The organism is Pseudomonas silensiensis, from assembly GCF_050434865.1.
In the GTDB taxonomy this organism is placed as follows: Bacteria; Pseudomonadota; Gammaproteobacteria; order Pseudomonadales; family Pseudomonadaceae; genus Aquipseudomonas; species Aquipseudomonas fluorescens_W.
Window position 1 is genome coordinate 135,815 of record NZ_JBNDJH010000008.1, and the last position, 25,398, is coordinate 161,212.

General features: G+C 60.5%; 24 protein-coding genes. 10 read left to right on the plus strand and 14 right to left on the minus strand.

Features of this window, described 5'->3' with window-relative positions:
- Window positions 1–88: 88 nt before the first annotated feature.
- The 8 genes from QF010_RS14025 to QF010_RS14060 all read left to right on the plus strand — a co-directional run bounded on the left by QF010_RS14025 (window position 89) and on the right by QF010_RS14060 (window position 8,174).
- Window positions 89–967 (plus strand): amino acid ABC transporter permease, encoded by an 879-nt coding sequence (locus QF010_RS14025; protein ID WP_429533329.1) that lies wholly within the window; start codon window positions 89–91, stop codon window positions 965–967.
- A 10-nt stretch (window positions 968–977) separates the two neighbouring features.
- Window positions 978–1,742, plus strand: a complete 765-nt coding sequence (locus tag QF010_RS14030) for an amino acid ABC transporter ATP-binding protein (protein ID WP_033054778.1) — start codon at window positions 978–980, stop codon at window positions 1,740–1,742.
- 38 nt (window positions 1,743–1,780) lie between these two features.
- A complete protein-coding gene (locus QF010_RS14035; RefSeq protein WP_429533330.1) occupies window positions 1,781–2,605 on the plus strand; it encodes an ABC transporter substrate-binding protein in 825 nt (274 codons plus the stop codon).
- Between the two features lie 223 nt (window positions 2,606–2,828).
- Window positions 2,829–3,677, plus strand: a complete 849-nt coding sequence (locus QF010_RS14040) for a polysaccharide deacetylase family protein (protein ID WP_033054774.1) — start codon at window positions 2,829–2,831, stop codon at window positions 3,675–3,677.
- Complete coding sequence (locus QF010_RS14045) at window positions 3,670–4,557, plus strand: polysaccharide deacetylase family protein (protein ID WP_429533331.1); 888 nt, start codon at window positions 3,670–3,672, stop codon at window positions 4,555–4,557. Before QF010_RS14040 ends, QF010_RS14045 begins: the two co-directional genes overlap by 8 nt.
- A complete protein-coding gene (locus QF010_RS14050) occupies window positions 4,554–5,918 on the plus strand; it encodes an MmgE/PrpD family protein (RefSeq protein WP_429533332.1) in 1,365 nt (454 codons plus the stop codon). Before QF010_RS14045 ends, QF010_RS14050 begins: the two co-directional genes overlap by 4 nt.
- A 210-nt stretch (window positions 5,919–6,128) precedes the next feature.
- A complete protein-coding gene (locus QF010_RS14055) occupies window positions 6,129–7,307 on the plus strand; it encodes an MFS transporter (RefSeq protein ID WP_429533333.1) in 1,179 nt (392 codons plus the stop codon).
- A gap of 159 nt (window positions 7,308–7,466) precedes the next feature.
- On the plus strand, window positions 7,467–8,174 hold the full coding sequence (locus tag QF010_RS14060; RefSeq protein WP_429533334.1) for an HPP family protein: 708 nt from the start codon (window positions 7,467–7,469) through the stop codon (window positions 8,172–8,174).
- A gap of 82 nt (window positions 8,175–8,256) precedes the next feature.
- Here the strand turns inward: QF010_RS14060 and astA are convergent, their stop codons facing one another.
- From astA to QF010_RS14095, 7 genes are all read right to left on the minus strand, one after another.
- Window positions 8,257–9,291 carry an arginine N-succinyltransferase gene (gene astA, locus QF010_RS14065; protein ID WP_429533335.1) on the minus strand — a complete coding sequence of 345 codons (1,035 nt, stop codon included), beginning with the start codon at window positions 9,289–9,291 and terminating at the stop codon, window positions 8,257–8,259.
- The gene (ctlX, locus tag QF010_RS14070) at window positions 9,288–10,226 is read right to left on the minus strand and encodes a citrulline utilization hydrolase CtlX (protein ID WP_429533336.1); all 939 of its coding nucleotides are present in this window, start codon (window positions 10,224–10,226) and stop codon (window positions 9,288–9,290) included. Before ctlX ends, astA begins: the two co-directional genes overlap by 4 nt.
- 183 nt (window positions 10,227–10,409) lie before the next feature.
- A complete protein-coding gene (locus QF010_RS14075) occupies window positions 10,410–10,889 on the minus strand; it encodes an Lrp/AsnC family transcriptional regulator (RefSeq protein WP_007974731.1) in 480 nt (159 codons plus the stop codon).
- A 12-nt stretch (window positions 10,890–10,901) separates the two neighbouring features.
- Window positions 10,902–11,663, minus strand: a complete 762-nt coding sequence (locus QF010_RS14080) for an ABC transporter ATP-binding protein (RefSeq protein WP_008155281.1) — start codon at window positions 11,661–11,663, stop codon at window positions 10,902–10,904.
- A 56-nt stretch (window positions 11,664–11,719) separates the two neighbouring features.
- The gene (locus tag QF010_RS14085) at window positions 11,720–12,430 is read right to left on the minus strand and encodes an ABC transporter permease (protein WP_008155279.1); all 711 of its coding nucleotides are present in this window, start codon (window positions 12,428–12,430) and stop codon (window positions 11,720–11,722) included.
- Window positions 12,427–13,152, minus strand: coding sequence for an ABC transporter permease (locus QF010_RS14090; RefSeq protein WP_033054762.1), 726 nt, complete (start codon window positions 13,150–13,152; stop codon window positions 12,427–12,429). Before QF010_RS14090 ends, QF010_RS14085 begins: the two co-directional genes overlap by 4 nt.
- A gap of 76 nt (window positions 13,153–13,228) precedes the next feature.
- Window positions 13,229–14,008, minus strand: coding sequence for a transporter substrate-binding domain-containing protein (locus QF010_RS14095; RefSeq protein ID WP_429533337.1), 780 nt, complete (start codon window positions 14,006–14,008; stop codon window positions 13,229–13,231).
- Window positions 14,009–14,456: 448 nt separating this feature from the next.
- Here QF010_RS14095 and QF010_RS14100 point away from each other — a divergent pair, with 448 nt between their 5' ends.
- Both QF010_RS14100 and QF010_RS14105 read left to right on the plus strand, forming a co-directional pair.
- The gene (locus QF010_RS14100; RefSeq protein ID WP_429533338.1) at window positions 14,457–15,563 is read left to right on the plus strand and encodes an enoyl-CoA hydratase/isomerase family protein; all 1,107 of its coding nucleotides are present in this window, start codon (window positions 14,457–14,459) and stop codon (window positions 15,561–15,563) included.
- Window positions 15,564–15,566: 3 nt separating this feature from the next.
- Entirely contained in the window at window positions 15,567–16,718 is a 1,152-nt protein-coding gene (locus QF010_RS14105) for an acyl-CoA dehydrogenase family protein (RefSeq protein ID WP_429510056.1), read from the plus strand.
- Between the two features lie 232 nt (window positions 16,719–16,950).
- Here QF010_RS14105 and QF010_RS14110 read toward each other — a convergent pair whose 3' ends face one another.
- The 7 genes from QF010_RS14110 to pssA all read right to left on the minus strand — a co-directional run bounded on the left by QF010_RS14110 (window position 16,951) and on the right by pssA (window position 25,387).
- Window positions 16,951–17,724, minus strand: coding sequence for an enoyl-CoA hydratase (locus tag QF010_RS14110; protein ID WP_033054754.1), 774 nt, complete (start codon window positions 17,722–17,724; stop codon window positions 16,951–16,953).
- 13 nt (window positions 17,725–17,737) lie between these two features.
- Window positions 17,738–18,865 carry an acyl-CoA dehydrogenase gene (locus QF010_RS14115; protein ID WP_429533339.1) on the minus strand — a complete coding sequence of 376 codons (1,128 nt, stop codon included), beginning with the start codon at window positions 18,863–18,865 and terminating at the stop codon, window positions 17,738–17,740.
- Between the two features lie 144 nt (window positions 18,866–19,009).
- Complete coding sequence (locus tag QF010_RS14120) at window positions 19,010–20,203, minus strand: acetyl-CoA C-acyltransferase (RefSeq protein ID WP_033054750.1); 1,194 nt, start codon at window positions 20,201–20,203, stop codon at window positions 19,010–19,012.
- A gap of 12 nt (window positions 20,204–20,215) precedes the next feature.
- Complete coding sequence (locus tag QF010_RS14125) at window positions 20,216–20,977, minus strand: SDR family NAD(P)-dependent oxidoreductase (protein ID WP_033054749.1); 762 nt, start codon at window positions 20,975–20,977, stop codon at window positions 20,216–20,218.
- 16 nt (window positions 20,978–20,993) lie between these two features.
- Complete coding sequence (locus QF010_RS14130) at window positions 20,994–22,658, minus strand: AMP-binding protein (protein ID WP_429533340.1); 1,665 nt, start codon at window positions 22,656–22,658, stop codon at window positions 20,994–20,996.
- Between the two features lie 265 nt (window positions 22,659–22,923).
- A complete protein-coding gene (locus tag QF010_RS14135) occupies window positions 22,924–23,940 on the minus strand; it encodes an AraC family transcriptional regulator (RefSeq protein WP_429533341.1) in 1,017 nt (338 codons plus the stop codon).
- A 103-nt stretch (window positions 23,941–24,043) separates the two neighbouring features.
- Window positions 24,044–25,387 carry a CDP-diacylglycerol--serine O-phosphatidyltransferase gene (gene pssA, locus QF010_RS14140; RefSeq protein WP_429533342.1) on the minus strand — a complete coding sequence of 448 codons (1,344 nt, stop codon included), beginning with the start codon at window positions 25,385–25,387 and terminating at the stop codon, window positions 24,044–24,046.
- Between the last annotated feature and the right edge of the window lie 11 nt (window positions 25,388–25,398).

Consider the following 25,398-nt stretch of genomic DNA (forward strand, 5'->3'; position numbering starts at 1 on the left):
GATGTTGATGTAATACCGCCATCGCGAGCAGGCTCACTCCTACAGGGATTGTGGTTGGCCTGAATTACCAAGTGTACGGAGAAGCAACATGAGCCAGACTCAGGCAGAACGACTCCAGGCGGAGCGCAAACTGGCGGAAAACCAGTTCGATATCACCCAGTACCACCATGTGCCACGGCGTTATTACGGGCGGATTTTCTTCGCCACCGTCATCGTCATTGCGATTCTCGGGCTGGTGCGGGCCTTCGCCGAAGGCAAGATCGAGTGGTCTTACATCGGCCAGTTCCTCACGTCCCAGGCGATCATGTGGGGTTTGCTCAACACCATCATCATGGCAGTGCTGGCCATGGCGCTGGGCATTGTCTTCGGGGTGATCACCGCGATCATGCGCATGTCGGCCAACCCGATCCTGCGCTACGTGGCAGTGACCTACACCTGGCTGTTTCGCGGTACGCCACTGATCCTGCAACTGCTGTTGTGGTTCAACCTGGCGCTGATCTTCCCCACCATCGGCATCCCCGGCCTGTTCGAAATGGACACCGTGAGCCTGATGACGCCGTTCGTGGCGGCCCTCCTCGGCTTGAGCATCAACCAGGGCGCCTACACCGCCGAAGTGGTGCGTGCCGGCCTGCTGTCGGTGGACACCGGTCAGTACGAAGCCGCCAAGTCGATCGGCATGCCGCGCCTGCAAGCGCTGCGCCGGATCATCCTGCCGCAAGCCATGCGGGTCATCATTCCGCCGGTCGGTAACGAGTTCATCGGCATGGTGAAGATGACCTCGCTGGCGAGCGTCATCCAGTACTCGGAACTGCTCTACAACGCCCAGAACATCTACTACGCCAACGCCCGGGTCATGGAGCTGCTGATCGTCGCCGGTATCTGGTACCTGGCCACCGTCACCGTCCTGTCCTTCGGTCAAAGCCGTCTGGAGCGTCGTTTCGCTCGCGGCGCCGGCAAGCGTTCTTGAGGAGTTCAACATGAGAAGCATCGTCAAGGCCGTGAGCCTGAACAAGTACTACGACCATTTCCACGCGCTCAAGGACATCAACATCGAAGTCGAGCAAGGCGAAGTGCTGTGCATCATCGGCCCGTCCGGCTCCGGCAAAAGCACCTTGCTGCGCTGCATCAACCAGCTGGAAAAAATCGACAAGGGCGGCCTGTGGGTCGACGGCGAACTGGTGGGTTACCGGATCGTCGGCAACAAACTGCACGAACTCAATGAGTCGCAGATCGCCCGTCAACGCTTGTCCACCGGCATGGTGTTCCAGCGTTTCAACCTGTTCCCGCACATGACCGTACTGCAAAACATCATCGAAGGGCCGTGCCAGGTGCTCAAGCGTTCGCCCAAAGAGGCGCACGAAGAAGCCGTGGAATTGCTCGCTCGCGTCGGCCTGGCCGACAAGCGCAACAGCTACCCGATCGAACTCTCTGGTGGTCAGCAACAACGCGTCGCCATTGCCCGTGCACTGGCCATGCGGCCCAAGCTGATGCTGTTCGATGAACCTACTTCGGCACTCGACCCGGAACTGGTCGGTGAGGTGCTGTCGGTGATGCGCGACCTCGCGCAAACCGGCATGACCATGATCGTCGTCACCCATGAACTGGGCTTCGCTCGCGAAGTCTCCAACCGCATGGTGTTCATGGACGGCGGGCAGATCGTGGAGGCTGGAAGCCCCGAAGAAATACTAATAAGTCCGCAAAACCCGCGCACCCAAAGCTTCATTTCTGCCGTTCGAACCTAAGCGCCGGCTGGCGTAACAACACTCATAAGAGAACGACCATGAAGAACATAGTTATCCCCGCAGTACTCGCAAGCGTTATGGCTTCCGGCTTCGCCTTCGCCGCCGAACTGCCGGCCAGCATCAAGGCAAAAGGTGAGGTCGTGGTAGCGATCATGCCGAACTACCCGCCGATGGATTTCAAGGACCCGGCCACCAACACCCTCACCGGCCTCGATTACGACCTGGGCAACGCCCTCGCCGAACGTCTGGGCGTGAAGATCAAATGGCAGGAAACCGGCTTCGAGCAAATGATCAATGCGCTGACCACCGACCGCGTGGACATGGTGATGTCGGGCATGACCGACACCGCCGAACGCCAGGCCAGCGTGACCTTCGTCGACTACTTCACCAGCGGTCCGCAGTTCTACACCTTGCAGAAGAACAAGGATTTCAACGAGATCAACGACCTGTGCGGCAAGAAAGTCGGCACCAGCCGTCGTACGACCTTCCCGGCGGAAATTGCTGAATACAGCAAAACCAACTGCGAAGCCGCCGGCAAACCGGCCATCGTGGTGATCGGCACCGAAGGTTCGGCCGATGCCCGTGCACAACTGCGCCAGAGCCGGATTGATGCCGCGATGCAAGGCAGCGAAACCCTGCCGTACCTCAAGACTCAGGAAAAGGACATGTACAAAACCGTGGGCCTGCCGATCTCCAAGCAGTTCACCGGCCTTGGCGTGAGCAAGAAAAAGCCTGAGTTGAGTGAAGCGGTGAAGGTGGCGATGCAGAGCATGGTGGATGACGGCACGTATCAGACCATCCTGAAAAAATGGGATCTGGAGCTGGGTGCGATCAAGACTGTGACCATTAACGCTGGGAAGTAATCTGGTTCGAAATCGACCCCTCACCCCAACCCTCTCCCCAAAGGGGCGAGGGAGCTGACCGAGGTGATCTTTCGAAATTCTGCGACCTGCATTACCGAGTCGAGCTCAGGTTCTGAAAACCCTGGAGATCGGCCCCCTTTCCCCCTCTCCCCTCTGGGGAGAGGGTTGGGGTGAGGGGTCGATTTTGACCGCACCAAAGATCAACAACCAGAGCGCCACACCCATGTCCTCCTCGCCCCAACCCACCTGGCCCGACCAGCACAAAGCCTGCCTCGCCCTGGCCTTCGACCTCGACGGCCCGACCGGCGATGCCATGCTCAACGGCTCGATCTGGCGCAAGCCCGAGTACTTCGGTTTCGGTGGTTACGGCCCTTACCGGGCGTTGCCACGCATCCTCGATGTGCTCGACGAGTACCACATCCCGACGACGTTCTTCGTCCCGGCCTGGGTCGTGGAGAACTGGCCGAAACAGTGCCAGGCGATTGTCGAGCGCGGGCATGAAGTGGCCTACCACGGCTACAAACACGAATCCTTTTACGCCCTGACGCTGGACCAGCAAAAGGACGTGATGAACAAATCCCGCGAGGTGTTCTGGAAGCACCTGAACATCCGCGCCGAAGGTTTCCGCACCCCGTCCGGCGACTGGCGCGCCGAAACCCCGGCGATGCTGGTGGAAGCCGGCGTGACTTACTCCAGCAGCATGCGCGGTGATGACCGGCCGTACCTGGTGAAAGTGCCGGGCCACGACACCCCGCTGGTGGAGATCCCCGGCCGCTGGGAAATGGACGACTACGCCTCCCTCGCCTACACCCGCGCGCCGGACTTTCCTTCCGGGCTGGACCGCACCGCCAGCTACGCGCTGACCCTCGATAACTGGTGCCGCGAGTACGACGGCGCCATGAACGAAGGGCTGTGCCTGACCACCCTGTTCCACCCCAAGATCACCGGCAAACCGGGACGCATCCTGCTGCTGGAAAAACTCTTCGAACACATGCGCCAGCGCGATGACGTGTGGTTCGCCACCTGCCGCGATGTCGCCCAGTGGTGGCTGAAGGAGCATCACCATGGCTGATTCCACTGTCTGGCCAAAAGGCTACCGCTGCGCCGTGGTACTGACCGTCGATTACAACGACATCCACGGCATTCTCACCCAGGCCCCAGAAGTCGCCGGGCGCGACAAGACGCTGTCGGTCTGGCGCTATGGCACTCAACGCGGCGTCGACCGGTTGCTCGGCTTGTTCGATGAACTGGGGGTTTCCAGCAGCTGGTTTATTCCCGGTATTGTCGCTGAGGAAAACCCCGAGCATATTCGGGCAATCCTGGCCGGTGGGCATGAGATCGCCTGCGCCGGGTATCGCCATCAGAACTACGACACCCTGAGTCTCAACGAGCAAAGCGCCGAGATTGCCAAAGGCTGTGAGGCATTGACCGCGCTGACGGGTCAGCGTCCAACAGGCTTTCGCATCCCGGCCGGCAACGGTGCGCCGGGCTTCATCGAGGCATTGAAGGATCACGGCATGCGCTGGTCCTCGTCATGGCGCGGCGATGATTTGCCATTCGCTCATCCGACGGCGCCCGACGTCATCGAGTTGCCGTTGCACTACGAACTGGAAGACGAACCCTACTTCGCCTTCAACCTGAGCCCGGCCGTGCCGCCGGCGCAATCGCGGATCGCCTCTTACAGCCACACCTTGGGCAACCTGCAAATGGACTTCGCCGGGTTTCACCGGTTTGGGTTGTGTTATGTGCTGCGGCTGCATCCGGAAATCATTGCGACACCTGGGCGAATTGGCGTACTGCGCGAGTTGCTTGAGGGGATTCAACAGCACGATGACGTGTGGATTGCCACGGGCGCCGACGTCGCTCAATGGTGGGCCGGATCGGCGCTGCCGGTGACCGAGGATCATCCGGCCTCGGTGTATGAGCGCCATTATCGGGATTACCTCCTATGACCGAGCGGATGCAGCGATTGGCGCAGTTCTGCGTCGACACCCGATTCGAAGACTTGCCGCCCGCACTGGTGGCCCAAGCCAAGCGGCACATACTCGACACCTTCGGCGCGACGCTGGCCGGGGCTGGTAGCGATGTCGCCAAGCAGGCACGTCAGGTGTTCGACGGTGAAACCGGGAACACGCTGATCTGGGGCACCGATCAGCGCACCGGCGCAGCTCAGGCTGCGATGCTCAACGGTGTCGCCGCCCATGCCCTGGAACTGGACGACACCGGTGGCTGCGACCATTCCGGCGCGGTGGTACTGCCGGCAGTCATGGCGGCGGTGTCGATGTCTGGCAAACCGGTGAATGGCCGGGAGTTGATCACGGCCGTGGTGATCGGCTACGAAATCGGCCGCCGGGTACTCGAAGCCTGCGGCAGCTATTCGGCCCACAACGGCGCCGGCTGGCATTCCACTGCCACCTGCGGCGTGTTCGGCGCGGCGGCGGCCAGTGCGCGAATTCTCGGACTGGATACCACACAAACCGTCTCGGCGCTGGGCATTGCCGGCAGTTTCAGTGGGGGGTTGTGGGCATTCATCCACGACGGTTCGCAAAGCAAGAAACTTCACAGCGGTCGTGCCGCCGAGGGTGGATTGCTGGCGGCACGATTTGCCCAACGAGGCATCACCGGGCCGACGAAGTTGTTCGACGATGTCTGGGGTGGGTTTCTGAAGACCCTGGCCGGAGAGAGCTCACAACCTGACGCGCTGGATGCCGATCTGGGCGTCGTATGGAAACTCGCTCGCTGCTCGATCAAACCTTATGCGGCGTGCCGAGGAACCCATTCGGCAATCGATGCGCTGGGCCTGTTGCTGGATCAACTGCAGGTCAGCGTGGATCAGGTCGAGGATGTCCGGGTGTCGTTGTGTGGGTTTCTTCAGGACATGTGCGGCGGACGCGACGTCAGCACGCTGGCGGCGGCGCAGATGAGCCTGCCGTATGCCCTTGCGGCCCGGCTGGTGCAGGGTCATTGCCGGTTGGAGGCGTATGACGATCAACAACGGGGCGATCCACGGATTGCTCACTGGATGTCGCGTATCCGTCTTGAAGTGGACCCGCAACTGTCAGAGGATGGCGAGCCCGTCGTCAGCGTGCGGACCGTGGACGGTCGGCAGGCGAGCCTGTGTGTTGAAGTGCCGTTGGGTGCGCCGGGCAATCCGTTGAGTGATGCGGCGCTGGAAGAGAAGTTTTTCAGTCTGGCGGTGCGGGTGATGCCGCGGGAGCAAGCGGTAGAACTGCTTGAGCAGTTGTGGCGGGTTGAAGAGTTGGAATCTGTCGAGGCTCTGGGTGCATGGCTTGGGGGTTTGGGTGGTCGTTAAAACCACCCCTCACCCCAACCCTCTCCCCACGGGGGAGAGGGGGAAAGGGAGCAGATTTTCATGCCTTTCAAAATCTGAGTTCGACTCGATGTTGCAGGTCGCAATATGTCGACCAAACACCTCGGTCAGTCCCCTCGCCCTTCTGGGGAGAGGGTTAGGGTGAGGGGTGGATCCCAAGCCAAACACCAAAATAAGGACATCCGCACCACCGTGGCCACTTACTCACTCGTTATCCGCCGGTTGATGATCGTTTCGCTGACCATCGTCGTCAGCCGCGCCATCACCAGCCCGCTGCTGACGTTGTTCCTGAGCAACAAACTCGGCCTCAACCAACAGGACGTTGGCTTGCTGCTGGGCATCGCGGTGTTCATCGCCACCCTGCTCGCGCTCTACGGCGGTTACATCATCGACCGCCTCGAGAAGCGCCGGCTGCTGATCCTGGCGATGCTCTCCAGCGCCATCGGCTTCGTGCTGCTGACCTTCGCCGACAACCTCTACCTGACCACCGCCACCTTGGTGATCACCGAAACCGCCTCGGCGCTGTTCCTGATCGGCTCGAAGGCGATCCTCAGTGAAAACCTGCCCATGGGCCAACGCGCCAAGGCGTTTTCCCTGCGCTACACCTTGACCAACATCGGCTACGCCACCGGCCCGATGTTGGGCGTGGTGATTGCCGGCGTGTATCCGATTGCACCGTTCCTGATCGCCGGCGGCATCGCGTTCTTCAGTATTTTCCTGATGATCGGGATACCCAAGGACGCGGCCCAGACACCCGCAATTGGCCAGCCCGCGAGTTTTCTCAAGACACTGGTCACCCTGAAAAACGACCGCACGCTGATCATGTTCACCTGCGGCTGCCTGCTCAGCACCGTGGTCCACGGCCGTTTCACCCTGTACCTGTCGCAATACCTGCTGGTGACCCACGACTCCAAACGGGCACTGGAAACCATGGCCGCCCTGCTCGCCTGCAACGCGATCAGCGTGATCCTGCTGCAATACCAGATCGGCCGCTTCCTCAAGCGCGAACAATTGCGTTACTGGATCGCGGGCGGTACCACCTTGTTCATCGTCGGGTTGATCGGCTTCAGCCTGGCTGACAGCCTTTTGAGCTGGTGCGTGGCAATGTTCATCTTCACCCTTGGTGAAATGATCATTTACCCCGCCGAATTCCTCTTCGTCGACACCCTGGCCCCGGAAGAATTGCGCGGCAGCTATTACGGTGCGCAAAACCTTGCGGCCCTCGGCGGAGCCCTGAGCCCGGTGATTTGCGGCTACCTGCTGATTCACACCCCGGCGCCAACGATGTTTTATGCCCTGAGCGCGCTGACCGCCATGGGCGGTTTTCTGTGTTTCATGAGCGGTCGCCGGGTGGCCTTACAGCAAAATTAATGCACTCAAACTGCATTAATATGAATTTGTCAGCATCAGGAATGAACGGCACACTGTGCTCGTTCCTCCCCCAATAGTTGGAACAACTTCAAGGGCTTTCTGGGTATCCCAGCTAAGCCTTTTTTTTGCCTCGGTTTTTTTCAACGGATCGTCTGCCTCATGTTCGCTCGCTGGTTTCCTGCCGCCATCAACACCCGCCCCTCCGAATGGAGCCGCGCTGCCATCGGCATGTCCCTGGGCACGATGTTCAGCGTCTGGCTGTGCAGCCAGGTCTTCGGCATGCAAGTGGCGCAGCACTTGATCGGTCCGTTGGGTGCATCGGCCGTGTTGCTGTTCGCGGTGTCTTCCGGCGCCCTCGCCCAGCCCTGGTCGATTCTTGGCGGCTACCTCAGCGCCGGGGTGGTTTCGCTGCTGGTCGCTCACGTGCTGGGACGAACCCTTGGCAGTGCCTGTCTGGCTGCCGGCATGGCGCTGATTCTGATGTGCTGGCTGCGTTGCCTGCACCCACCGGCCGGGGCCTTGGCGCTGCTGTTGGTGTTGGCGGACCCGGCGACCATTGCCCTGGACTGGAAAGCCCTCGGCCCGGTGATGCTCAGCGGATCGACCATGCTGCTCAGCGCCCTGGCCTACAACAACCTGACGCGCATTCGTTACCCAAAACGCGCCAGCGAACCGGTGTCCAGGGTCCCGGCCGACCGACCGCCCACCGACAGCCAGGCGATCACCGCCCAGGACCTGAAACTGGCCTTGGCGGAGATGGAAGCGTTCTTCGACGTCACCCCCGAAGACCTAGAACAATTGATCCATGCCAGTGAATTGCATGCCAGACGGCGCAGTATTGGTGAAGTCCTTCGAGGCAGAACCTGACAGCACCACGGTCCTTGTAGCCCCTGTGGCGAGGGGATAAATCCCCTCGCCACAGGGCAACTGTTACGGACCGCAGGATTGATCAGGCTGCTGACAATTGTCGTGCAGGCACCGCCAGACTCACCGCACGCACCGATGAACCGGCACTCAACCCCAAACTCTTTGCAGTCTGCGCATCAACAATCAACGTCCCGGCAGCCACCCGCGCCGGTGCTGCGGTAATCCGGCACTCGGCAAACTGGCGGTTGTGAATCAGGTAAGTCGCCGCCTGCTCACCCGGTGTGCCGATACTCAGTTGCAGCACCTGGCTGTCACGCACCGCACGAATATCCCCGGTGGCGCATTCGATCAGCGGGCCGCCGTCGAAGATGTCGATGTAGTCGCGGTGCTCGAATCCTTCAGCCTTGAGCATGCCCAGCGCCGGTTCGGTGTTGGGGTGGACGCGACCGATGACGGTTCTTGCTGCTTCCGGCAACAAGCAAGTCGGCAGCGGAAACTTGGGCATCAGCTCGGCGATGAAGGTCTTGTTACCCAGCCCGGTCAGGTAGTCGGCATCGGCAAAGTCCATCTTGAAAAAGTGCCGCCCCAGGCCTTCCCAGAACGGTGAAACGCCCTCTGCGTCCGAATAGCCGCGCATCTCGGCGATGACTTTCTCCCCAAAGTGCTGACGAAATTCCGCCAGAAACAGGAACCGCGCCTTGGACAGCAAGCGCCCGTTCAGACCGCTGCGGTGATCGGCATGCAGAAACAGTGAACACAGCTCTGAATGACCGGTCATGTCGTTACCGAGGAACAACGTCGGCAACTGCTGATTGATCCCGAGGTTTTTCGAGGCCGCGACAAACAGGCCCAGTCGATAGTTGTACCAGGGCTCTCGCAGGCCGACGGCACCGGCCAGCGCGCAAATGCCGATGGCTTCATGCTGGTCATTCTCGAGCACGAACAGGTAATCGGCATCGGCGCGCTCGGCCTCGCCGGCGAAGGTTTTCGCCGCCCATTCCAGACGCTGACGCAGACGTCCCGCGTCGGCCGGCAAGGTGGTCAAACCGGTTCCGGCGCTATGGGCCAGGGCTAACAGTGCCGGCAGATCTGCCGGTGTGGCTGGACGAACGATCATCGCACTTGCTCCTGGGTAACCTGATGTCTGGACAGAAAAACCTCGGCCAACATGCAGCGCGCGCTGCCGCCGCCGATGCGCTCGATGGTGTCGATATTGACGGGGAGTGGCGTGGTGTGGGCTTCGATCAACCGACGTTGCGCGGCATCCAGCGATTGCCAGGCCGTGCGCGACATCACCAGCAAAGGTTCGCCCGCGGCGTTGTGGACCTCCAGCATGTTGCCGGCGAAGGATTCCAGCTGCTCCCAGCTCAGGGCGATGACCTGCTTGCCGCTGTCTTCCAGTCGCGAACGCAGGGCCAGGCGTTCGGCCGGCTGCGTGACCGACGCCAGGCAAGCCACGGCCAGGCGCGTGCCGACACTCATCATCACGTTGGTGTGGTAAATCGCGACGCCCTGGCGGTCCACTGCATTGAAGGCGCACAGCTCGTAACCCAAATGATTGACCACTTGGTCCAGCGCACGAGCATGGGTGCGGGTGGAGTAGCCGGCGTAGCAAATCCGCTGCTGACGATCCAGCACCATGCTGCCGGTGCCTTCGAGGAACACTTCCTGCTGTTCGAGGCTGGAAAGGTCCAGCAACTGCTCGACCCGGTACTCGTCCCGCAGCCAGTCGAGCACGCCTTTGTCCCGCTCCAGACGCCGGTTGTGACCCTGCATCGGGTACAGCACCAATGTGCCGTCGGGATGGCTGCTCCACCAATTGTTGGGGAAGATCGAATCCGGGGTATGCGGCGCTTCGCGGTCGTTGTGCACGATGACTTCGACGCCATGGTGACGCAGTGCAGCAACATAGCCATCGAACTCTTGCAGGGCCTTTTGCTGAACGTCTTCGCTGACGTCGGCCGGCTGCTGGAAACGGTTGTTCGCCGCCGTGTCCTGATTGAAGGAGAAACGTGTCGGGCGAATCATCAAAACAGTATTGGTGGTTTGCATGGGCACAGATTCAATGACGGTTGAGAGGTACTCATTGTCTGTTTCGCAGGCTGGAAAACCCGGTTGATAAGTGGCTGCGGCGTGCTGGAAACGGCTGAAAAACGTGTGTAACCCAGCCGATTCGGCGGCGGCCAGACAAAAAAAATCGCAGCCCGAAGCTGCGATTTTTTTGATCTGCCAAACCTATTCCATCGTGGTCTTGACCATCGCCAGTTCCGGATGGCTGACCAACTTGTCGATGTGCAGATCCGGATCATCGAACCAGACTTCGGTCAGCACCCGATAGTGCTCCATGTCCCGGCAACGCATGCGCAAGCTGTAGTCGAACGCACCGCTGATCAACCGACATTCCAGCACCTGCGGGCAGGCGCGGACCTTGGCTTCGAACGCCTTTTGCGCCGCACGCCCACTCTGGTTGGACAACGCCACCAGCACCAGCAACGACAAGCCTGGCGTCAGTTTCTTTTCATCGAGAATCGCGCCATACCCACGAATGACCCCGAGCTGTTCGAGTTTGCGCACCCGTTCCAGGCACGGCCTGGGCGTGAGGTGCACGCGCTCGGAAAGCTTTTGATAAGTGATGCGCCCTTCGTGGCGCAGCACTTCGATGATTGCCTGATCGATACGATCAAGCACGATCGACAGATCGCGGATATCCGCCATGTACGTCTTGCCTCACTTCAAACGACCCGATAGAAATTGCTGCAAACGTTCACTTTTTGGCTGGTCGAGGATCGTAGCGTCACCCTGCTCCTCGACCTTTCCCTGATGCAAGAACAACACCTGGCTGGAAACCTGCCGGGCAAACCCCATCTCGTGGGTCACCATCAACATGGTACGGCCTTCTTCGGCCAACGCCTGAATTACCTTAAGCACCTCACCCACCAATTCCGGATCGAGTGCCGACGTCGGCTCGTCGAACAACAGAATCTCCGGTTCCACCGCCAGGGCACGCGCGATTGCCACCCGCTGTTGCTGCCCACCGGACAGAAACGCCGGGTATTGATCGGCCACTCGTTGCGGCAGACCGACCTTGTCCAGATAGGCCCGCGCACTTTCTTCCGCAGCCTTGCGGCTGATCCCCAGCACCCGACACGGCGCCAGTACGATGTTCTCCAGCACCGTCAGATGGCTCCACAAATTGAAATGCTGGAACACCATCGCCAGGCGCGTGCGCAAGCGCTGCAATTGCGCCGGATGAGCAACGCGCATGCCACCGGCACCCGGGCGCGTGATGACGCGCTCGCCGTCCAGTTCAATGGCACCTTCGTCCGCGCGTTCCAGAAAGTTGATGCAGCGCAGCATCGTGCTTTTGCCCGAACCGCTGGCGCCGATCATGCTCACCACATCGCCTGCCCGTGCGTTCAACGAGACGCCCTTGAGCACTTCGTTGTCACCAAAACGTTTATACAGATTTTCAACCGTGAGTTTGTACATGTCAGCACTCCTGGAGCGGCGCGCCAAGCGGCACCGCTCTGGATAGAAAATGGGATTCAGTGAGTCGGGCCGAGAAAGCTCAGCCAGCGCTTCTCTGCCAGGCGGAAGGCTCCGACCAGGCCGAACGACAGCGCGAGGTACAGCAGGCCGGCAATGCCGAAGGCCTGGAAGGTCATGAAGGTCGCGGCGTTGGCGTCCCGGGCGATTTTGAGAATGTCCGGAATGGTGGCGGTGAACGCCACTGAAGTCGCGTGCAACATCAGGATCACTTCGTTGCTGTAATACGGCAGTGCCCGGCGCAATGCCGAAGGCAGAATCAGCCGCAGGTACAGGCGCCAGCCACTCAAGCCATACGCATGGGCGGCCTCGATTTCACCGTAGGGAATGCTGCGAATCGCCCCGGCGAAGATTTCCACGGTATAGGCGCAGGTGTTGAGCGTGAACGCGAGCAAGGTGCAATTCATCGCATCGCGGAAAAATGCTTCGAGCAGCGGTTGCGAGCGCACCACCGCAATGCCGTAGATCCCGCTGTAGCAAATCAGCAACTGGATATACAGCGGCGTACCGCGAAACACATAGGTGAACAGCTGAACCGGCCAACGCAGCAGGCCCCAGCGTGAAGTGCGCATGATCGCCAATGGCAACGACAGGAAGAACCCCATCACAATGCTCGCCACCAGCAGCCACAACGTCATGGCCAACCCGGTGAGGCTGTAGCCGTCGCTGAACAGAAAGGGTTTCCAGTATTCGGCAATTAACTCGATCATCGTGCCATCCCCCGCACACCCTGGTTATAGCGCCGTTCCAGCACGCGCAAAACGTAGTTGGAAGCGCTGGTGATCAGCAAATACAGCGCCGCTGCCAGCAGCAGGAAATCGAGCATGTTGAACGTGCTTTTGCCGGCTTCCTGCGCGACTTTGACCAGGTCCGACAAACCGATGATCGACACCAGCGCCGTGGCCTTGAGCAGTACCAGCCAGTTATTGCCGAGGCTTGGCAAGGCGAAACGCATCATTTGCGGGAACACCACGAAGCGAAATCGCTGCCAGCGGTTCAGGCCAAAGCACGCGGCGGCTTCCTGCTGGCCGCGCGGCACACTCAGAATCGCCCCGCGAAAGGTCTCGGTGAAATACGCGCCGTAGATAAACCCAAGGGTGATGACGCCGGCCACGAACGGGTCGATTTCCATGTAGGGCCAGTCCATGGCCTCGGTCAGGCTACTCAGCCAGCCTTGCAGGCTGTAGAAAATCAGCAGCATCAGCACCAGGTCTGGCACGCCGCGAATCAGCGTCGTGTAGAAGGTCGCCGGCAGGTTCAACAGCTTCAGCGGCGACAGTTTCGCTGCCGCGCCGAGCAGGCCCAGCGCCATGCTCACCAGCAGCGAGAGCGCTGACAATTTCAGAGTGACCCAGGTGCCGTGCAGCAACAAAGGGCCATAGCCTTGCAGGGCCGAGAGATCGACCCCGATCAGATTCAGGAAGGAGTTCACGTCAGTCACCTGTCTTGAGGCGCCCGCGCTCAAGCGCTGCGCCTGCTACCAGGACGCAGCCTTCGGGGCGCGAGGATCAGTAGTTGTAAAGGTCCAGATCGCCGAAGTGTTTCTGCTGGATCTGCGCGTAGATACCCTTGTCGTGCAGGGCCTTGATGGCAGCATTGAGCATGCCTTTGAGTTCTTCGTTGTCCTTGCGCACGCCGATGGCGATGTCGGACGGCACTAACGGGTCGCTGATGCCTTCACTGTTCTTGAAGTCTGCGCCTTGAGGGGAAGTCAAAAAGCTCATTTGCGCCTGCATCTTGTCCTGGATCGAGGCGTCGAGACGGCCAAATACCAGGTCGGCGTAGACCTGATCCTGATTCTGATACGCACGCAGTTTCACGCCGCCGGGTGCCAGTTTGGCCTTGGCGTAGGTTTCCTGGATCGTGCCCTGCATGTAACCGATGGTCTTGCCCTGAAGCGACTCAGCGGTGGGCAACAGACCGGAATCCTTGCGAGTAACGATGGCGGTTGGCCCGGCATACAGGCGATCAGTGAAGTCGATCTGCTTTTTACGCGCATCAGTCACCGTCATCGACGATTCGATGGCATCGAACTTACCTGCCTTGAGCGCCGGAATCAGCCCGTCGAAGTCATTGCTGACCCACACGCATTTCAACTTCAATTCGGCGCAGATCGCGTTGCCCAAATCCACGCCAAAGCCCTGCACGCCGCCATCGGCGGTGGTGGACTCAAAAGGCGGGTAGCTCGGGTTGACGCCGAATCGCAGCTCTTTCCATTCCTTGGCGCTGGCGCCAGTGGAGCAGCACAGTAATGCGAGTACCGACAAGCTCAGCCATCTAGTCTTCATCTTCTTGAATCCCGATTTGTTTGGAGTTATCGCGGCCAGGCTAACCAGGCCACCTTTATGGGCAGGAACAGAGAGTCGATGCGGCTAACACCGCAACAGCGTTCTTATTGTTTTGCACGGTGGGCCGCACTCAGCGGCACCCGGCCTGAAACCCTCGGCACAGACGGCTTCAAACCCGAAGCAAGAATGCCAACAGATGAGCGGGTGCAGGTGTCGTACGGGCCGGTGTAGACACCCGGATTGCGCTGATAAGGCTGTTTTGACAGCCGAATCTGTCGTGAGCCCGGCCCACGGCCGTTTTCGCAAAGGAATTCTTCGTTGGCATTGCAAAAATGCAGACGAGACCTGCACATATCCCGGTTGTACATCACAAATTTGCACTGTTACGATCCAGCATCGCTCGCGCGCGAGCTTCTCTATAAAGAACAATAAAAGCAGGGAGTTAGTGATGACTGCTCAGGTTTCTTCTCCGCGGACCTCGTCCATGGATGCCATGCAAAACGAAGTGCTGGCCGAGGTTCGCAACCACATCGGTCACCTGACCCTCAACCGCCCCGCCGGCCTCAACGCCATTACCCTGGACATGGTGCGCAACCTGCAGCGCCAGCTCGACACCTGGTCACAGGACCCGCATGTACACGCAGTGGTATTGCGCGGTGCTGGCGAGAAGGCGTTCTGTGCCGGCGGCGATATTCGCTCGCTGTACGACAGCTTCAAAAACGGCGACACGCTGCACGAAGATTTCTTCGTCGAGGAATACGCCCTCGACCTCGCGATTCACCATTACCGCAAACCGGTGCTCGCCTTGATGGACGGTTTTGTCCTGGGCGGCGGCATGGGCCTGGTACAAGGCGCCGACTTGCGGGTGGTCACCGAGAAAAGCCGTCTGGCGATGCCGGAAGTGGCGATCGGTTATTTCCCGGATGTCGGTGGCAGCCATTTCCTGCCGCGCGTTCCCGGTGAACTGGGGATTTACCTAGGCGTCAGCGGTGTGCAGATCCGCGCGGCCGATGCGCTCTATTGCGGCCTGGCCGACTGGTACCTGGAAAGCGACAAGCTGGGCACCCTCGACGAGCAACTCGACCAGCTCGAATGGCACGAAACGCCGTTGAAGGACCTTCAAGGTCTGCTGGCGAAACTCGCCGTGCAACAACTGCCCGCGCCACCTTTGGCGGCGTTGCGCCCGGCCATCGATCACTTCTTCGCCCTGCCCGATGTGCCGAGTATTGTTGAGCAACTGCGTGAAGTAACGGTCGCCGACAGCCACGAGTGGGCCACGACCACCGCCGACCTGCTGGAAAGCCGTTCACCGCTGGCCATGGGCGTGACCCTGGAAATGCTCCGTCGCGGCCGGCACTTGAGTCTGGAAGACTGCTTCGCCCTTGAGCTGCACCTGGACCGCCAGTGGTTCGAGCGCGGCGACCTGATCGAAGGCGTGCGCGCCTTGCTGATCGACAAAGACAAGAAGCCGCGCTGGAACCCGCCGACCTTGCAGGCGCTGGACGCCGAACACGTCGCGAGTTTCTTCACCGGTTTTGACCAAAGCGGGAGCTGAGCCATGCACGATATCGAATTGAGCGAAGAGCAAGTCATGATCCGCGACATGGCCCGGGACTTTGCCCGCGGCGAAATCGCACCCCACGCCCAAGCCTGGGAAAAGGCCGGCTGGATTGATGACGGTCTGGTGGCGAAGATGGGCGAACTGGGTCTGCTGGGCATGGTGGTGCCCGAGGAATGGGGCGGCACCTATGTCGACTACGTGGCTTACGCCTTGGCCGTGGAGGAGATTTCCGCCGGCGACGGCGCCACTGGCGCACTGATGAGCATTCACAACTCCGTGGGCTGCGGTCCGGTCCTCAACTACGGCACTGAAGAACAGAAACAGACCTGGCTGCCGGATCTGGCCAGCGGTCAGGCCATCGGCTGCTTCTGCCTGACCGAACCCCAGGCCGGTTCCGAAGCCCACAACCTGCGTACCCGCGCCGAACTGCGCGACGGCCAGTGGGTGATCAACGGCGCCAAGCAATTCGTCAGCAACGGCAAACGGGCGAAACTGGCCATCGTGTTTGCGGTGACCGATCCGGACCTGGGCAAGCGCGGCCTCTCGGCGTTCCTGGTGCCGACCGATACCGCGGGTTTCATCGTTGATCGCACCGAACACAAGATGGGCATTCGCGCGTCCGATACCTGCGCGGTGACCCTGAGCAACTGCACGATCCCCGAAGCCAACCTGTTGGGTGAGCGCGGCAAAGGTTTGGCGATTGCCCTGTCGAACCTTGAAGGCGGCCGCATCGGCATCGCGGCGCAGGCGCTGGGCATTGCCCGCGCGGCGTTTGAAGCAGCGCTGGCCTATTCGCGGGATCGGGTGCAGTTCGACAAACCGATCATCGAGCACCAGAGCATCGCCAACATGCTGGCCGACATGCACACCCGGTTGAATGCTGCACGACTGTTGATCCTGCATGCTGCGCGGTTGCGCAGTGCCGGCAAGCCATGTCTGTCGGAGGCTTCACAGGCGAAATTGTTTGCATCCGAGATGGCCGAGAAAGTGTGTTCGTCGGCGATGCAGATTCATGGCGGGTATGGGTATCTAGAGGACTACCCGGTGGAGCGTTACTACCGGGATGCGCGGATTACGCAGATTTATGAAGGGTCGAGCGAGATACAGCGGATGGTGATTGCTCGGGAGCTTAAGAACTATTTGGTGTGATGGCTGGAATTGGGGGTGGCCTTGAAATCCACCCCTCACCCTAACCCTCCCGAAACGTCGGACCGCCCCAGAGGGTAGAGGGGACTGACCGAGGTGTTTTTCGAGTTACATCGACCTGAAAATTCCGAGTCGAACTCAGGTTTGAAGAGCATGAAGATCGGCTCCCTTTCCCCCTCTCCCCACTGGGGAGAGGGCTGGGGTGAGGGGTAGATTTCAAGGCCACCCCGCAATATCACTTACCCTTGAACTCCGCCTCACGCTTACCAATAAACGCCGCCATCCCTTCCTTCTGATCCTGCGTCGCAAACGCCGCATGGAACACCCGACGCTCAAAGCGCACACCTTCCGACAGGCTCACTTCAAACGCGCGGTTGACGCTTTCCTTGACCATCATCGCAATCGGCAGCGACTTCTTGGCAATCAGCGCCGCGACTTTCAACGCTTCTTCCAGCAACTCATCAGCCGGAACAATCCGCGCGACAATCCCGCAACGCTCTGCTTCCACCGCATCGATCAAGCGCCCGCTGAGGCACATTTCCATGGCCTTGGCCTTGCCCACCGCGCGGGTCAGGCGCTGGGTGCCGCCCATGCCCGGCAGTACGCCGAGGTTGATTTCCGGCTGACCGAACCTGGCGTTGTCGCCGGCCAGGATGAAGTCGCACATCAGCGCCAGTTCACAACCACCGCCCAAGGCGAAACCGTTGACGGCGGCAATGATCGGCTTGCGGCGGTTAGCCACGCGATCGCTGTCGCTGAACAGGTCGTCGAGGTAGATCTGCGGGTAGGTCAGCTCGGCCATTTCCTTGATGTCGGCGCCGGCGGCGAAGGCTTTTTTCGAGCCGGTCAGCACGATGCAGCCGATGTTCGAATCGGCTTCCAGGCCATCGAGGGCGTGGTTCAGTTCGCTGACAATTTGCGCGTTCAACGCATTCAGCGCTTGCGGACGGTTCAGGGTAATCAGGCCGACGCGACCATGGGTTTCCAACAAAATCGTTTCGTAGCTCACAGATAACTCCTTCTCAAAGATTGCGCGAAATAACCATGCGCTGAATATCGCTGGTGCCTTCGTAGATCTGGCAGACACGCACGTCGCGGTAGATCCGCTCCAGCGGGAAATCGTTCAAGTAACCGTAACCGCCAAGGGTTTGCAACGCCGAGGAACAGACTTTCTCGGCCATTTCCGAGGCGAACAGCTTGGCCATGGACGCTTCGACCAAGGCCGGTTTGCCGCTGTCACGCAGCGCCGCCGCGTAATGCACCATCTGCCGGGCGACGGCGATTTGGGTTGCCATGTCCGCCAGGCGGAACGCGACCGCTTGATGCTCGATGATCGGTTTGCCAAAGCTTTCACGCTCGCGAGCGTAATCGCGGGCCGCTTCGAACGCAGCGCGGGCCATGCCCACTGATTGCGAAGCGATGCCGACACGGCCGCCTTCGAGGTTGGCCAAGGCGATTCGATAACCTTCGCCCTCCTCGCCCAACCGGTTGGCCAACGGCACCTTCACGTCCTCAAACAGAATCTGGCAGGTGTCGGAGGCGTGCTGGCCGAGCTTGTCTTCGACCCGTGCGACTTTGTAGCCCGGCGAATCGGTCGGCACGATCAGCGCCGTGATGCCACGCTTGCCGGCACTCGGATCAGTCACGGCGAACACGATCACCACCCCGGCGTTCTGCCCGGAGGTGATGAACTGTTTGCAGCCGTTCAACACGTAGTGATCGCCTTCCAGACGGGCACGGGTTTTCAGGCCGCTAGCGTCAGAGCCGGCCTGCGGTTCGGTGAGGGCAAAAGCCCCCAGCATCGAGCCGCTGGCCAACGGTTTGAGGAAGCGTTCTTTCTGGTCGTCGTTGCCGTACTTGAGAATCGGCACGCAACCCACCGAGTTGTGCACGCTCATGATGGTCGAGCAGGCGCCGTCGCCGGCCGCGATTTCTTCCAGGGCCATGGCGTAGGCCAGGTATCCGGTGTCGCAACCGCCCCACTCTTCTGGCACCAACATGCCGAAGAAACCCAGTTCCGCCATCTCGCCGATGGCTTCCTTGGGGAAGCGATGCTCGCGGTCCCACTCGGCGGCGAACGGTTTCAGCCGTTCCTGGGCAAACTGCCGGGCCGCGTCGCTGATCTGAAGTTGTTCGTCATTGGGGATCATGGTGAATCCTTTGTTTGGTTCGAACGCAAAACCTGTAGGAGTGAGCCTGCTCGCGATGGCGGTGTATCAGCTCACATAAATGTTGAAAGTGAGTCCGCCATCGCCGGCAAGCCGGTCTCACTCCTACATGGGGCAGCGTCAGTCTTAGTACAGGCATTCCACGGCCATGGCCGTGGCTTCGCCGCCGCCGATGCAGATCGCTGCAACGCCGCGTTTCAGGCCTTTCTGGCGCAGGGCCGAGAGCAAGGTCACGAGGATCCGCGCGCCAGACGCACCGATCGGATGGCCGAGGGCGCAAGCGCCGCCGTGAACGTTGATCTTCTCGTGGGGGATTTCCAGTTTGCTCATGGTGACCAGGCTGACCACGGCGAAGGCTTCGTTGACTTCGACCAAGTCGACTTCGTCCAGCGACCAGCCGGTTTTCTTCATCAGCTTCTCGATCGCGCCCACCGGTGCCACCGGGAACAGGCCCGGAGTGTCGGCAAACGCCGCGTGACCGTGAATCACTGCCAGTGGTTTCAGGCCGCGCTTTTCAGCGTCGGAACGGCGCATCAACACCAGTGCAGCGGCGCCATCGGAGATCGAGCTGGAGTTCGCCGCCGTCACTGTGCCGCCGTCGCGGAACGCCGGTTTCAAGGAAGCGATCTTGTCCAGTTTGGCTTTCGGTGGCTGTTCGTCGTTGCTGATCAGCACCTGCTCTTTACCGACAGTCACGGTGAGCGGCACGATCTCGTCTTTGAAGCTGCCGTCCTTGATCGCCTGCTGCGCGCGGGTGGTCGAGGCAATGGCAAACGCGTCCTGGGCTTCACGGGTGAAACCGTTGGTTTCGGCGCAATCCTCGGCGAAGGTGCCCATCAGGCGGCCTTTGTCGTAAGCGTCTTCCAGACCGTCGAGGAACATGTGGTCGAGTACGCGACCGTGGCCCATGCGATAACCGCTGCGGGCGCGGTCCAGCAGATACGGGGCGTTGGACATGCTTTCCATACCGCCAGCGACAATCACGTCGGCGCTGCCGGCCACCAGCATGTCGTGGGCTAGAATGGCCGCTTCCATGCCCGAACCGCACATCTTGTTCAGGGTGGTGCAACGGGTCGATTTATCCAGCCCTGCGCCCAATGCGGCTTGACGTGCAGGGGCCTGGCCGAGGCCAGCGGACAGGACGCAACCGAACAGCACTTCTTCAACCGAGTCTGGCGCCACGCCGGCGCGCTCGACGGCAGCGCGAATCGCCGCAGCACCGAGTTGCGGTGCCGTCAGGCTTTTCAATTCGCCCTGAAAACCACCCATCGGGGTGCGGACGGCGCTGACGATAACAATGGGATCGTTGGAAATAGTCATGACAAATCCTCCTTATTTGGCGGCCATGCGCAAGGCACCGTCGAGACGGATCACCTCGCCATTGAGCATGCTGTTTTCAATGATATGCCTGACCAGCCCGGCATACTCGCCTGGTTTGCCCAGACGCGGCGGAAACGGCACGCCAGCCGCCAGGGACGCGCGGACTTCCGGGGTCATGCCGGCCATCATCGGGGTTTCGAAAATGCCCGGGGCGATGGTCATCACGCGGATGCCGAAGCGCGCCAGTTCACGGGCGGCGGGCAAGGTCAGGCTGACGATTGCGCCTTTGGAGGCGGCATACGCGGCCTGACCGATCTGGCCGTCATAGGCTGCGGCCGAGGCGGTGTTGATGATCACGCCGCGCTCGCCGTCAGCATCTGCTTCGGTTTCGGCAATCGCCGCAGCGGCCAGGCGCAGCATGTTGAAACTGCCGATCAGGTTGACGTTGATCACCTGGCTGAAATTGGCCAACACGTGCGGGCCGTTCTTGCCGAGGATCTTCTCGCCACGCACGATGCCGGCGCAGTTGACCAGACCATTCAAGCCTCCGAAAGCTTTGACCGTCGCCTGCACAGCAGCTTCGGCCGCAGCTTCGTTGCTGATATCCGCTACCACGCTTTGCGCGCCAAGACGTTCAGCCTGGGCCGCAACGGCTTCGGCGTTCATGTCCACCAGCATCACTTTGGCGCCGGCCGCGACCAGCATTTCAGCGGTGGCCGCACCGAGACCCGACGCACCGCCGGTGACGAGAAAAACCTTATTTTCGATCTGCATCATGGTTTCCTTGGATTCAAGCTGAAACGTTCTTCGCGGCGGCCTCTTGAGCCTTGGCGATTTCCTGGTTGCGCAAGATAAAGCGCTGCAATTTGCCGCTAGGGGTTTTCGGCAACTCGCTGACAAATTCGATTTCACGGGGATAGGAATGCGCGGCCAGTCGTTTACGCACGTGTTGGCGCAGTTCTTCGGCCAGCTCCGGCGTTGCGCGGTATTGCTCGCAAATCACCACGAAGGCTTTCACCAGTTCGGTGCGCTCCGGGTCGGGCTTGCCGACAACGGCGGCTTCAATCACGGCCGGGTGTTCGATCAACGCGCTTTCCACGTCGAACGGACCGACGCGATAACCGGAGGTGGTGATCACGTCGTCGCTGCGACCGACGAAGCTGATGCTGCCGTCCGGGTTCCACTCGACGGTGTCGCCGCTCAGGTAATAGTTGCCGACGAAGGCCTTGGTCGGTGCACCTTCGTAACCGGCGAACCAGCACATCGGCGATTGGGTGCGGTCGATGGCCAGAATGCCCGGCTGACCGACGCCGAGTTCTTTGTATTCGTCATCCAGCACCACGATGCGGTGGCCCGGCGAGGCGAATCCGGCGGCGCCCATGTGGATCGGATGCTCCAGGCCATGGTGATTGCACAGCACCATGCCGAGTTCGGTCTGGCCGTAATGGTCGTGAATCACCACGCCGAGGTTGTCGGCGAACCAGCGAATCACTTCCGGGTTCAGCGGCTCGCCGGCGCTGCTGACGATGCGCAGTTTGCCCTTGATCGAGCGGGCAAACTCGTTGCCACCCGCGATCAACAGGCGATAGGCCGTCGGCGAACCAGTGAGGTTGGTGATCCCGTATTTGTTGATCACACGACAGGTGCTTTCGAGGGAGAACGGGCCATCGTAAAAGGTGATCGGATGCCCCAGGGCCATGGGCCCGGTGACGCCGAAATAGATGCCGTAGGCCCAACCCGGATCGGCGAGATTCCAGAAGGCGTCTTCAGGACGCAAATCCACGGCGTCACGGGTGTAGCCCTGGAAGGCGACGATGGCCTTGAGCGGAACGGACAGCGCTTTCGACGGACCGGTGGTGCCCGAGGTGAACATCAGCAAGAACGGGTCTTCACCCGTCAGCAGGACCGGTTCGCACACAGGAGAATAATTGGCCAGTTCGGCCCAGAAGCTGTAATCGCCGCGGACGATGCCTTGGCCTTTCGGGCCGGCAACGGTGACGATGGTCGGGCAGTCGGCGACTTCAGAGAGTTTGGAGCGGTTGCCGGCGTCGGTGACCACCACTTTGGCGCCCGAGGAGCTGAGGCGGTGTTCGATGGCTTTCGGGCCGAATGCCGTGAACAGCGGCTGGTAGACCGCGCCGATGCGCCAGGTGGCGAATACGGTGATCAATAATTCGATGTTACGTGGCAGGAGACCGGCCACCTTGTCGCCTTTTTTCACGCCTTGGGCCAGGAGGAAGTTGGCTAAACGCGCGGCTTTGTCCTGCAAGTCGCTGAAGGTGTAGGTCGCGCTGGCGCCATCGCGGCCTTCCCAGAACAGCGCGATGCGCCCCGGCAAGGCATGGCGATCGCAACACTCGACACAGGCGTTGAGGGCGGTCAAATCGCCCGCGAGCGCCGCGTCGACGGTGTGCTGGTAATTGAACTGTGATGTAGCAGACAAATAAGCGCGCATTGCCAGAATCCCTTTGTATTTTTATTAGGCCGGGGGAACCTTGATTTACAGGGAAATACTCGCTCTGTGCGGGGCGCGGGACAATGGTCAAAGCTATCAAGTTGCGTGACTGGTTTGGCCAAGATTTGAGAGATGCGTCGTCAGGACGGACGCCTTCGCGGGCAAGCCTCGCTCCTACAGGTACCGGATCGCCAAGCTCACCATCGAGCCTGTAGGAGCGAGGCTTGCCCGCGAAGGCGCCAGACGGCTCAACACAAGTTCCGGATCAGCTGGCTTCGTTGAGGATCAGGCTGCGGTAATGCCCCGGATTTGACCCGGACCACTTGCGAAACGCCTTGTAGAACGAGCTGGTATCGGCAAACCCCAGCCGCGCGGCGATCTCGGCGAAGCTGATGGCGGGCTCGGCCAGCCAGACAATCGCCAGTTCCTTGCGCACGCTGTCCTTGAGCCCTTGGTAAGTCTGGCCTTCTTCGGCCAGGCGCCGACGCAGGGTGGAAGCCGACATGCACAGCTGTTGCGCCAGGGGTTCGGTTTCCGGCCAGTGTTCGGCGGGCAGTTGCCGCAAATCGTGTTTGATCCGACTGGCCAGGCTCTCCGGGTCGCGGTACTTGACCAGAATATTGGCCGGCGCATGGGCGAGGAAACGCTTGAGTTCTTCCGGGCTGCGCTTGATCGGCAAGTCCAGGCACTCGGCGGAGAAAATCATCCGCGTGCGGGGCCGGTCGAAACGCAGGTTCTCGGAGAACATCACCTGGTAGTCATCGCAGAAGTCCGGTGTCGGGCAGCGCAACTCGATGGCCAGGATCGGAATCCGCCGCCCCGCCAGCCAGCAGGCGACGCCGTGAACGATCATCCAGTAAGTGAAATACGTGAAGGCGCGACGCGGGTCCTGGTCGTCTTCGAGCAGGACGATTTCCGCCAGGCTTTGCTGACGAACCAATTGCGCGGGCAGGTGTTCGAGCATCAACGACAGAAAGCTCAAGCCCGTGGTCAGGCCAGCAGCCAGGCTCGGCTGGACCATGGAGCAGCGACAGAGAAACGCCAGGCTGCCGGATTTGAGTTTGCGCGGGTCCATGCCAAAAAACTCATCGTCTCCACGTCGCGCCAGTAAACGCCACAGACGCGCATAAGCCGTGGCCGGGACGCGTGCATCGCTGCTGTCGAGCAGTGCCGGATCGATGCCGACCTTGTTCAACACCTGATCGGTGGTCGCTCCGGGGGCGCAGCTTTGCAGCAGTGCTTCACGCACCAATTGAATGGAGATGGTGTCTTTTTCCGACATTGACCGAACTAAGCCCTGTTCTTGTTTGAAGTGGGGGGCATATTAGCTCGTTAAGATCAAAAGATCGTCCGAACCGCGTTCGGACGATCTTTTGCTTTAAGCGTTACAGAATCCGATAGAGCAACCGCTCGATCCGCACCCGACTCACGCGCTTGAGAAACTTGGCCACCGCCGCCGGGTATTCCAGCAGCGTTTCCAGTTCCTGATATCGCTCAATGCGGCGGGTGTTTTCGAAAATCTCCGCCAGCTCTTTACGACGCGGCTCCAGCAGTTCGCCTTTCGGATCATCGATCAGCAAGGCGTTTTCCAGGTCGAGTCGGAATGCCCGCGGGTTGAGGTTGTTGCCGGTCAGCAAGGTGTAGCGCTGATCGATCCACATGCCCTTGAGGTGGTAGGTGTTGTCGCCGTCACGCCACAGATGCAGGTTCAACTGGCCGCTGTCGACGCTGCGATGATGACGCTTGGCGAAACGCCGCAGGCTGATCTCGTAAAGATAAGGCAGCGCCGAAATCACCTTGAACGGCTCGCTCGGCGGGATGTAGAAGTCGTTGGCCGTCTTGTCGCCGACGATGATGTCGATCTTCACGCCCCGCGCCAGTGCCCGGTTGATTTCCCGGGTCACGGGCAGCGGCAGGTTGAAGTACGGTGTGCAGATGGTCAGTTGATGCTGAGCGCTGGCGATCAATTCGCAAATCACTCGGCTCAACGGGTTGTTCTTGCCGACACCGAGCAATGGGCTGACCGACAAACCAGCCTTTTCCGTAGTGCCTGTCGTGGTGTCGTACGCCGCGTGCTTGAGGCGGCTGCGCAAGTCGCCGATGTCGTTGCGCAGGCTGCGGGTGGTCGGCAGGTTCGGCAAATCGAGACGATGCACCGCTTTGGAAGCGATCAGACCGTGCTGGACCAAGTGCTGCATGGAATCGGCCAGGGCGCTGTTGTGCAGCAGGTGATAACGGTCGTAGCGGTATTTGTCGAATTTGTGCAGATAGACGTTGTTCAGACTCGCGCCGCTGTAGATCACACAGTCATCGATCACGAAGCCTTTCAAATGCAGCACGCCGAACAGCTCTCGGGTCTGCACGGGAACGCCATACACCGGCACTTCACTGGCATGAGTGCGGGTGGTTTCCTGATACCAGGCCGAGTTGCCCGGCTGCTTTCCGGCGCCGATCAAGCCGCGCTGAGCGCGCAGCCAGTCAACGACCACCACCACGTCCAGTTCCGGACGCGCCAGTTTGGCCGCGTGCAAGGCATCAAGAATTTCCTGGCCGGCTTCATCCTGTTGCAGATAAAGCGCGACGATATAAATGCGCCGGGTGGCGCTGGCGATCTTTTCCAGCAGGCACCGACGAAACTCGGCAGCGCCGGAAAGGATGGTGACGGCATCGGCGGTCAGCGGAAAACTGCGCAGTTTGGGCAGCAGAGAGCGTTTGAAAAGCGACGGCATAGGGCTCGCAA

Coding starts and splice junctions, on each gene's coding strand:
- QF010_RS14025 (WP_429533329.1), top strand. CDS start 89: ATGAGCCAGACTCAGGCAGAACGACTCCAGGCGGAGCGCAAACTGGCG.
- QF010_RS14030 (WP_033054778.1), top strand. CDS start 978: ATGAGAAGCATCGTCAAGGCCGTGAGCCTGAACAAGTACTACGACCAT.
- QF010_RS14035 (WP_429533330.1), top strand. CDS start 1,781: ATGAAGAACATAGTTATCCCCGCAGTACTCGCAAGCGTTATGGCTTCC.
- QF010_RS14040 (WP_033054774.1), top strand. CDS start 2,829: ATGTCCTCCTCGCCCCAACCCACCTGGCCCGACCAGCACAAAGCCTGC.
- QF010_RS14045 (WP_429533331.1), top strand. CDS start 3,670: ATGGCTGATTCCACTGTCTGGCCAAAAGGCTACCGCTGCGCCGTGGTA.
- QF010_RS14050 (WP_429533332.1), top strand. CDS start 4,554: ATGACCGAGCGGATGCAGCGATTGGCGCAGTTCTGCGTCGACACCCGA.
- QF010_RS14060 (WP_429533334.1), top strand. CDS start 7,467: ATGTTCGCTCGCTGGTTTCCTGCCGCCATCAACACCCGCCCCTCCGAA.
- astA (WP_429533335.1), bottom strand. CDS start 9,291: ATGATCGTTCGTCCAGCCACACCGGCAGATCTGCCGGCACTGTTAGCC.
- ctlX (WP_429533336.1), bottom strand. CDS start 10,226: ATGCAAACCACCAATACTGTTTTGATGATTCGCCCGACACGTTTCTCC.
- QF010_RS14075 (WP_007974731.1), bottom strand. CDS start 10,889: ATGGCGGATATCCGCGATCTGTCGATCGTGCTTGATCGTATCGATCAG.
- QF010_RS14080 (WP_008155281.1), bottom strand. CDS start 11,663: ATGTACAAACTCACGGTTGAAAATCTGTATAAACGTTTTGGTGACAAC.
- QF010_RS14085 (WP_008155279.1), bottom strand. CDS start 12,430: ATGATCGAGTTAATTGCCGAATACTGGAAACCCTTTCTGTTCAGCGAC.
- QF010_RS14095 (WP_429533337.1), bottom strand. CDS start 14,008: ATGAAGACTAGATGGCTGAGCTTGTCGGTACTCGCATTACTGTGCTGC.
- QF010_RS14100 (WP_429533338.1), top strand. CDS start 14,457: ATGACTGCTCAGGTTTCTTCTCCGCGGACCTCGTCCATGGATGCCATG.
- QF010_RS14105 (WP_429510056.1), top strand. CDS start 15,567: ATGCACGATATCGAATTGAGCGAAGAGCAAGTCATGATCCGCGACATG.
- QF010_RS14115 (WP_429533339.1), bottom strand. CDS start 18,865: ATGATCCCCAATGACGAACAACTTCAGATCAGCGACGCGGCCCGGCAG.
- QF010_RS14120 (WP_033054750.1), bottom strand. CDS start 20,203: ATGACTATTTCCAACGATCCCATTGTTATCGTCAGCGCCGTCCGCACC.
- QF010_RS14125 (WP_033054749.1), bottom strand. CDS start 20,977: ATGCAGATCGAAAATAAGGTTTTTCTCGTCACCGGCGGTGCGTCGGGT.
- QF010_RS14130 (WP_429533340.1), bottom strand. CDS start 22,658: ATGCGCGCTTATTTGTCTGCTACATCACAGTTCAATTACCAGCACACC.
- QF010_RS14135 (WP_429533341.1), bottom strand. CDS start 23,940: ATGTCGGAAAAAGACACCATCTCCATTCAATTGGTGCGTGAAGCACTG.
- pssA (WP_429533342.1), bottom strand. CDS start 25,387: ATGCCGTCGCTTTTCAAACGCTCTCTGCTGCCCAAACTGCGCAGTTTT.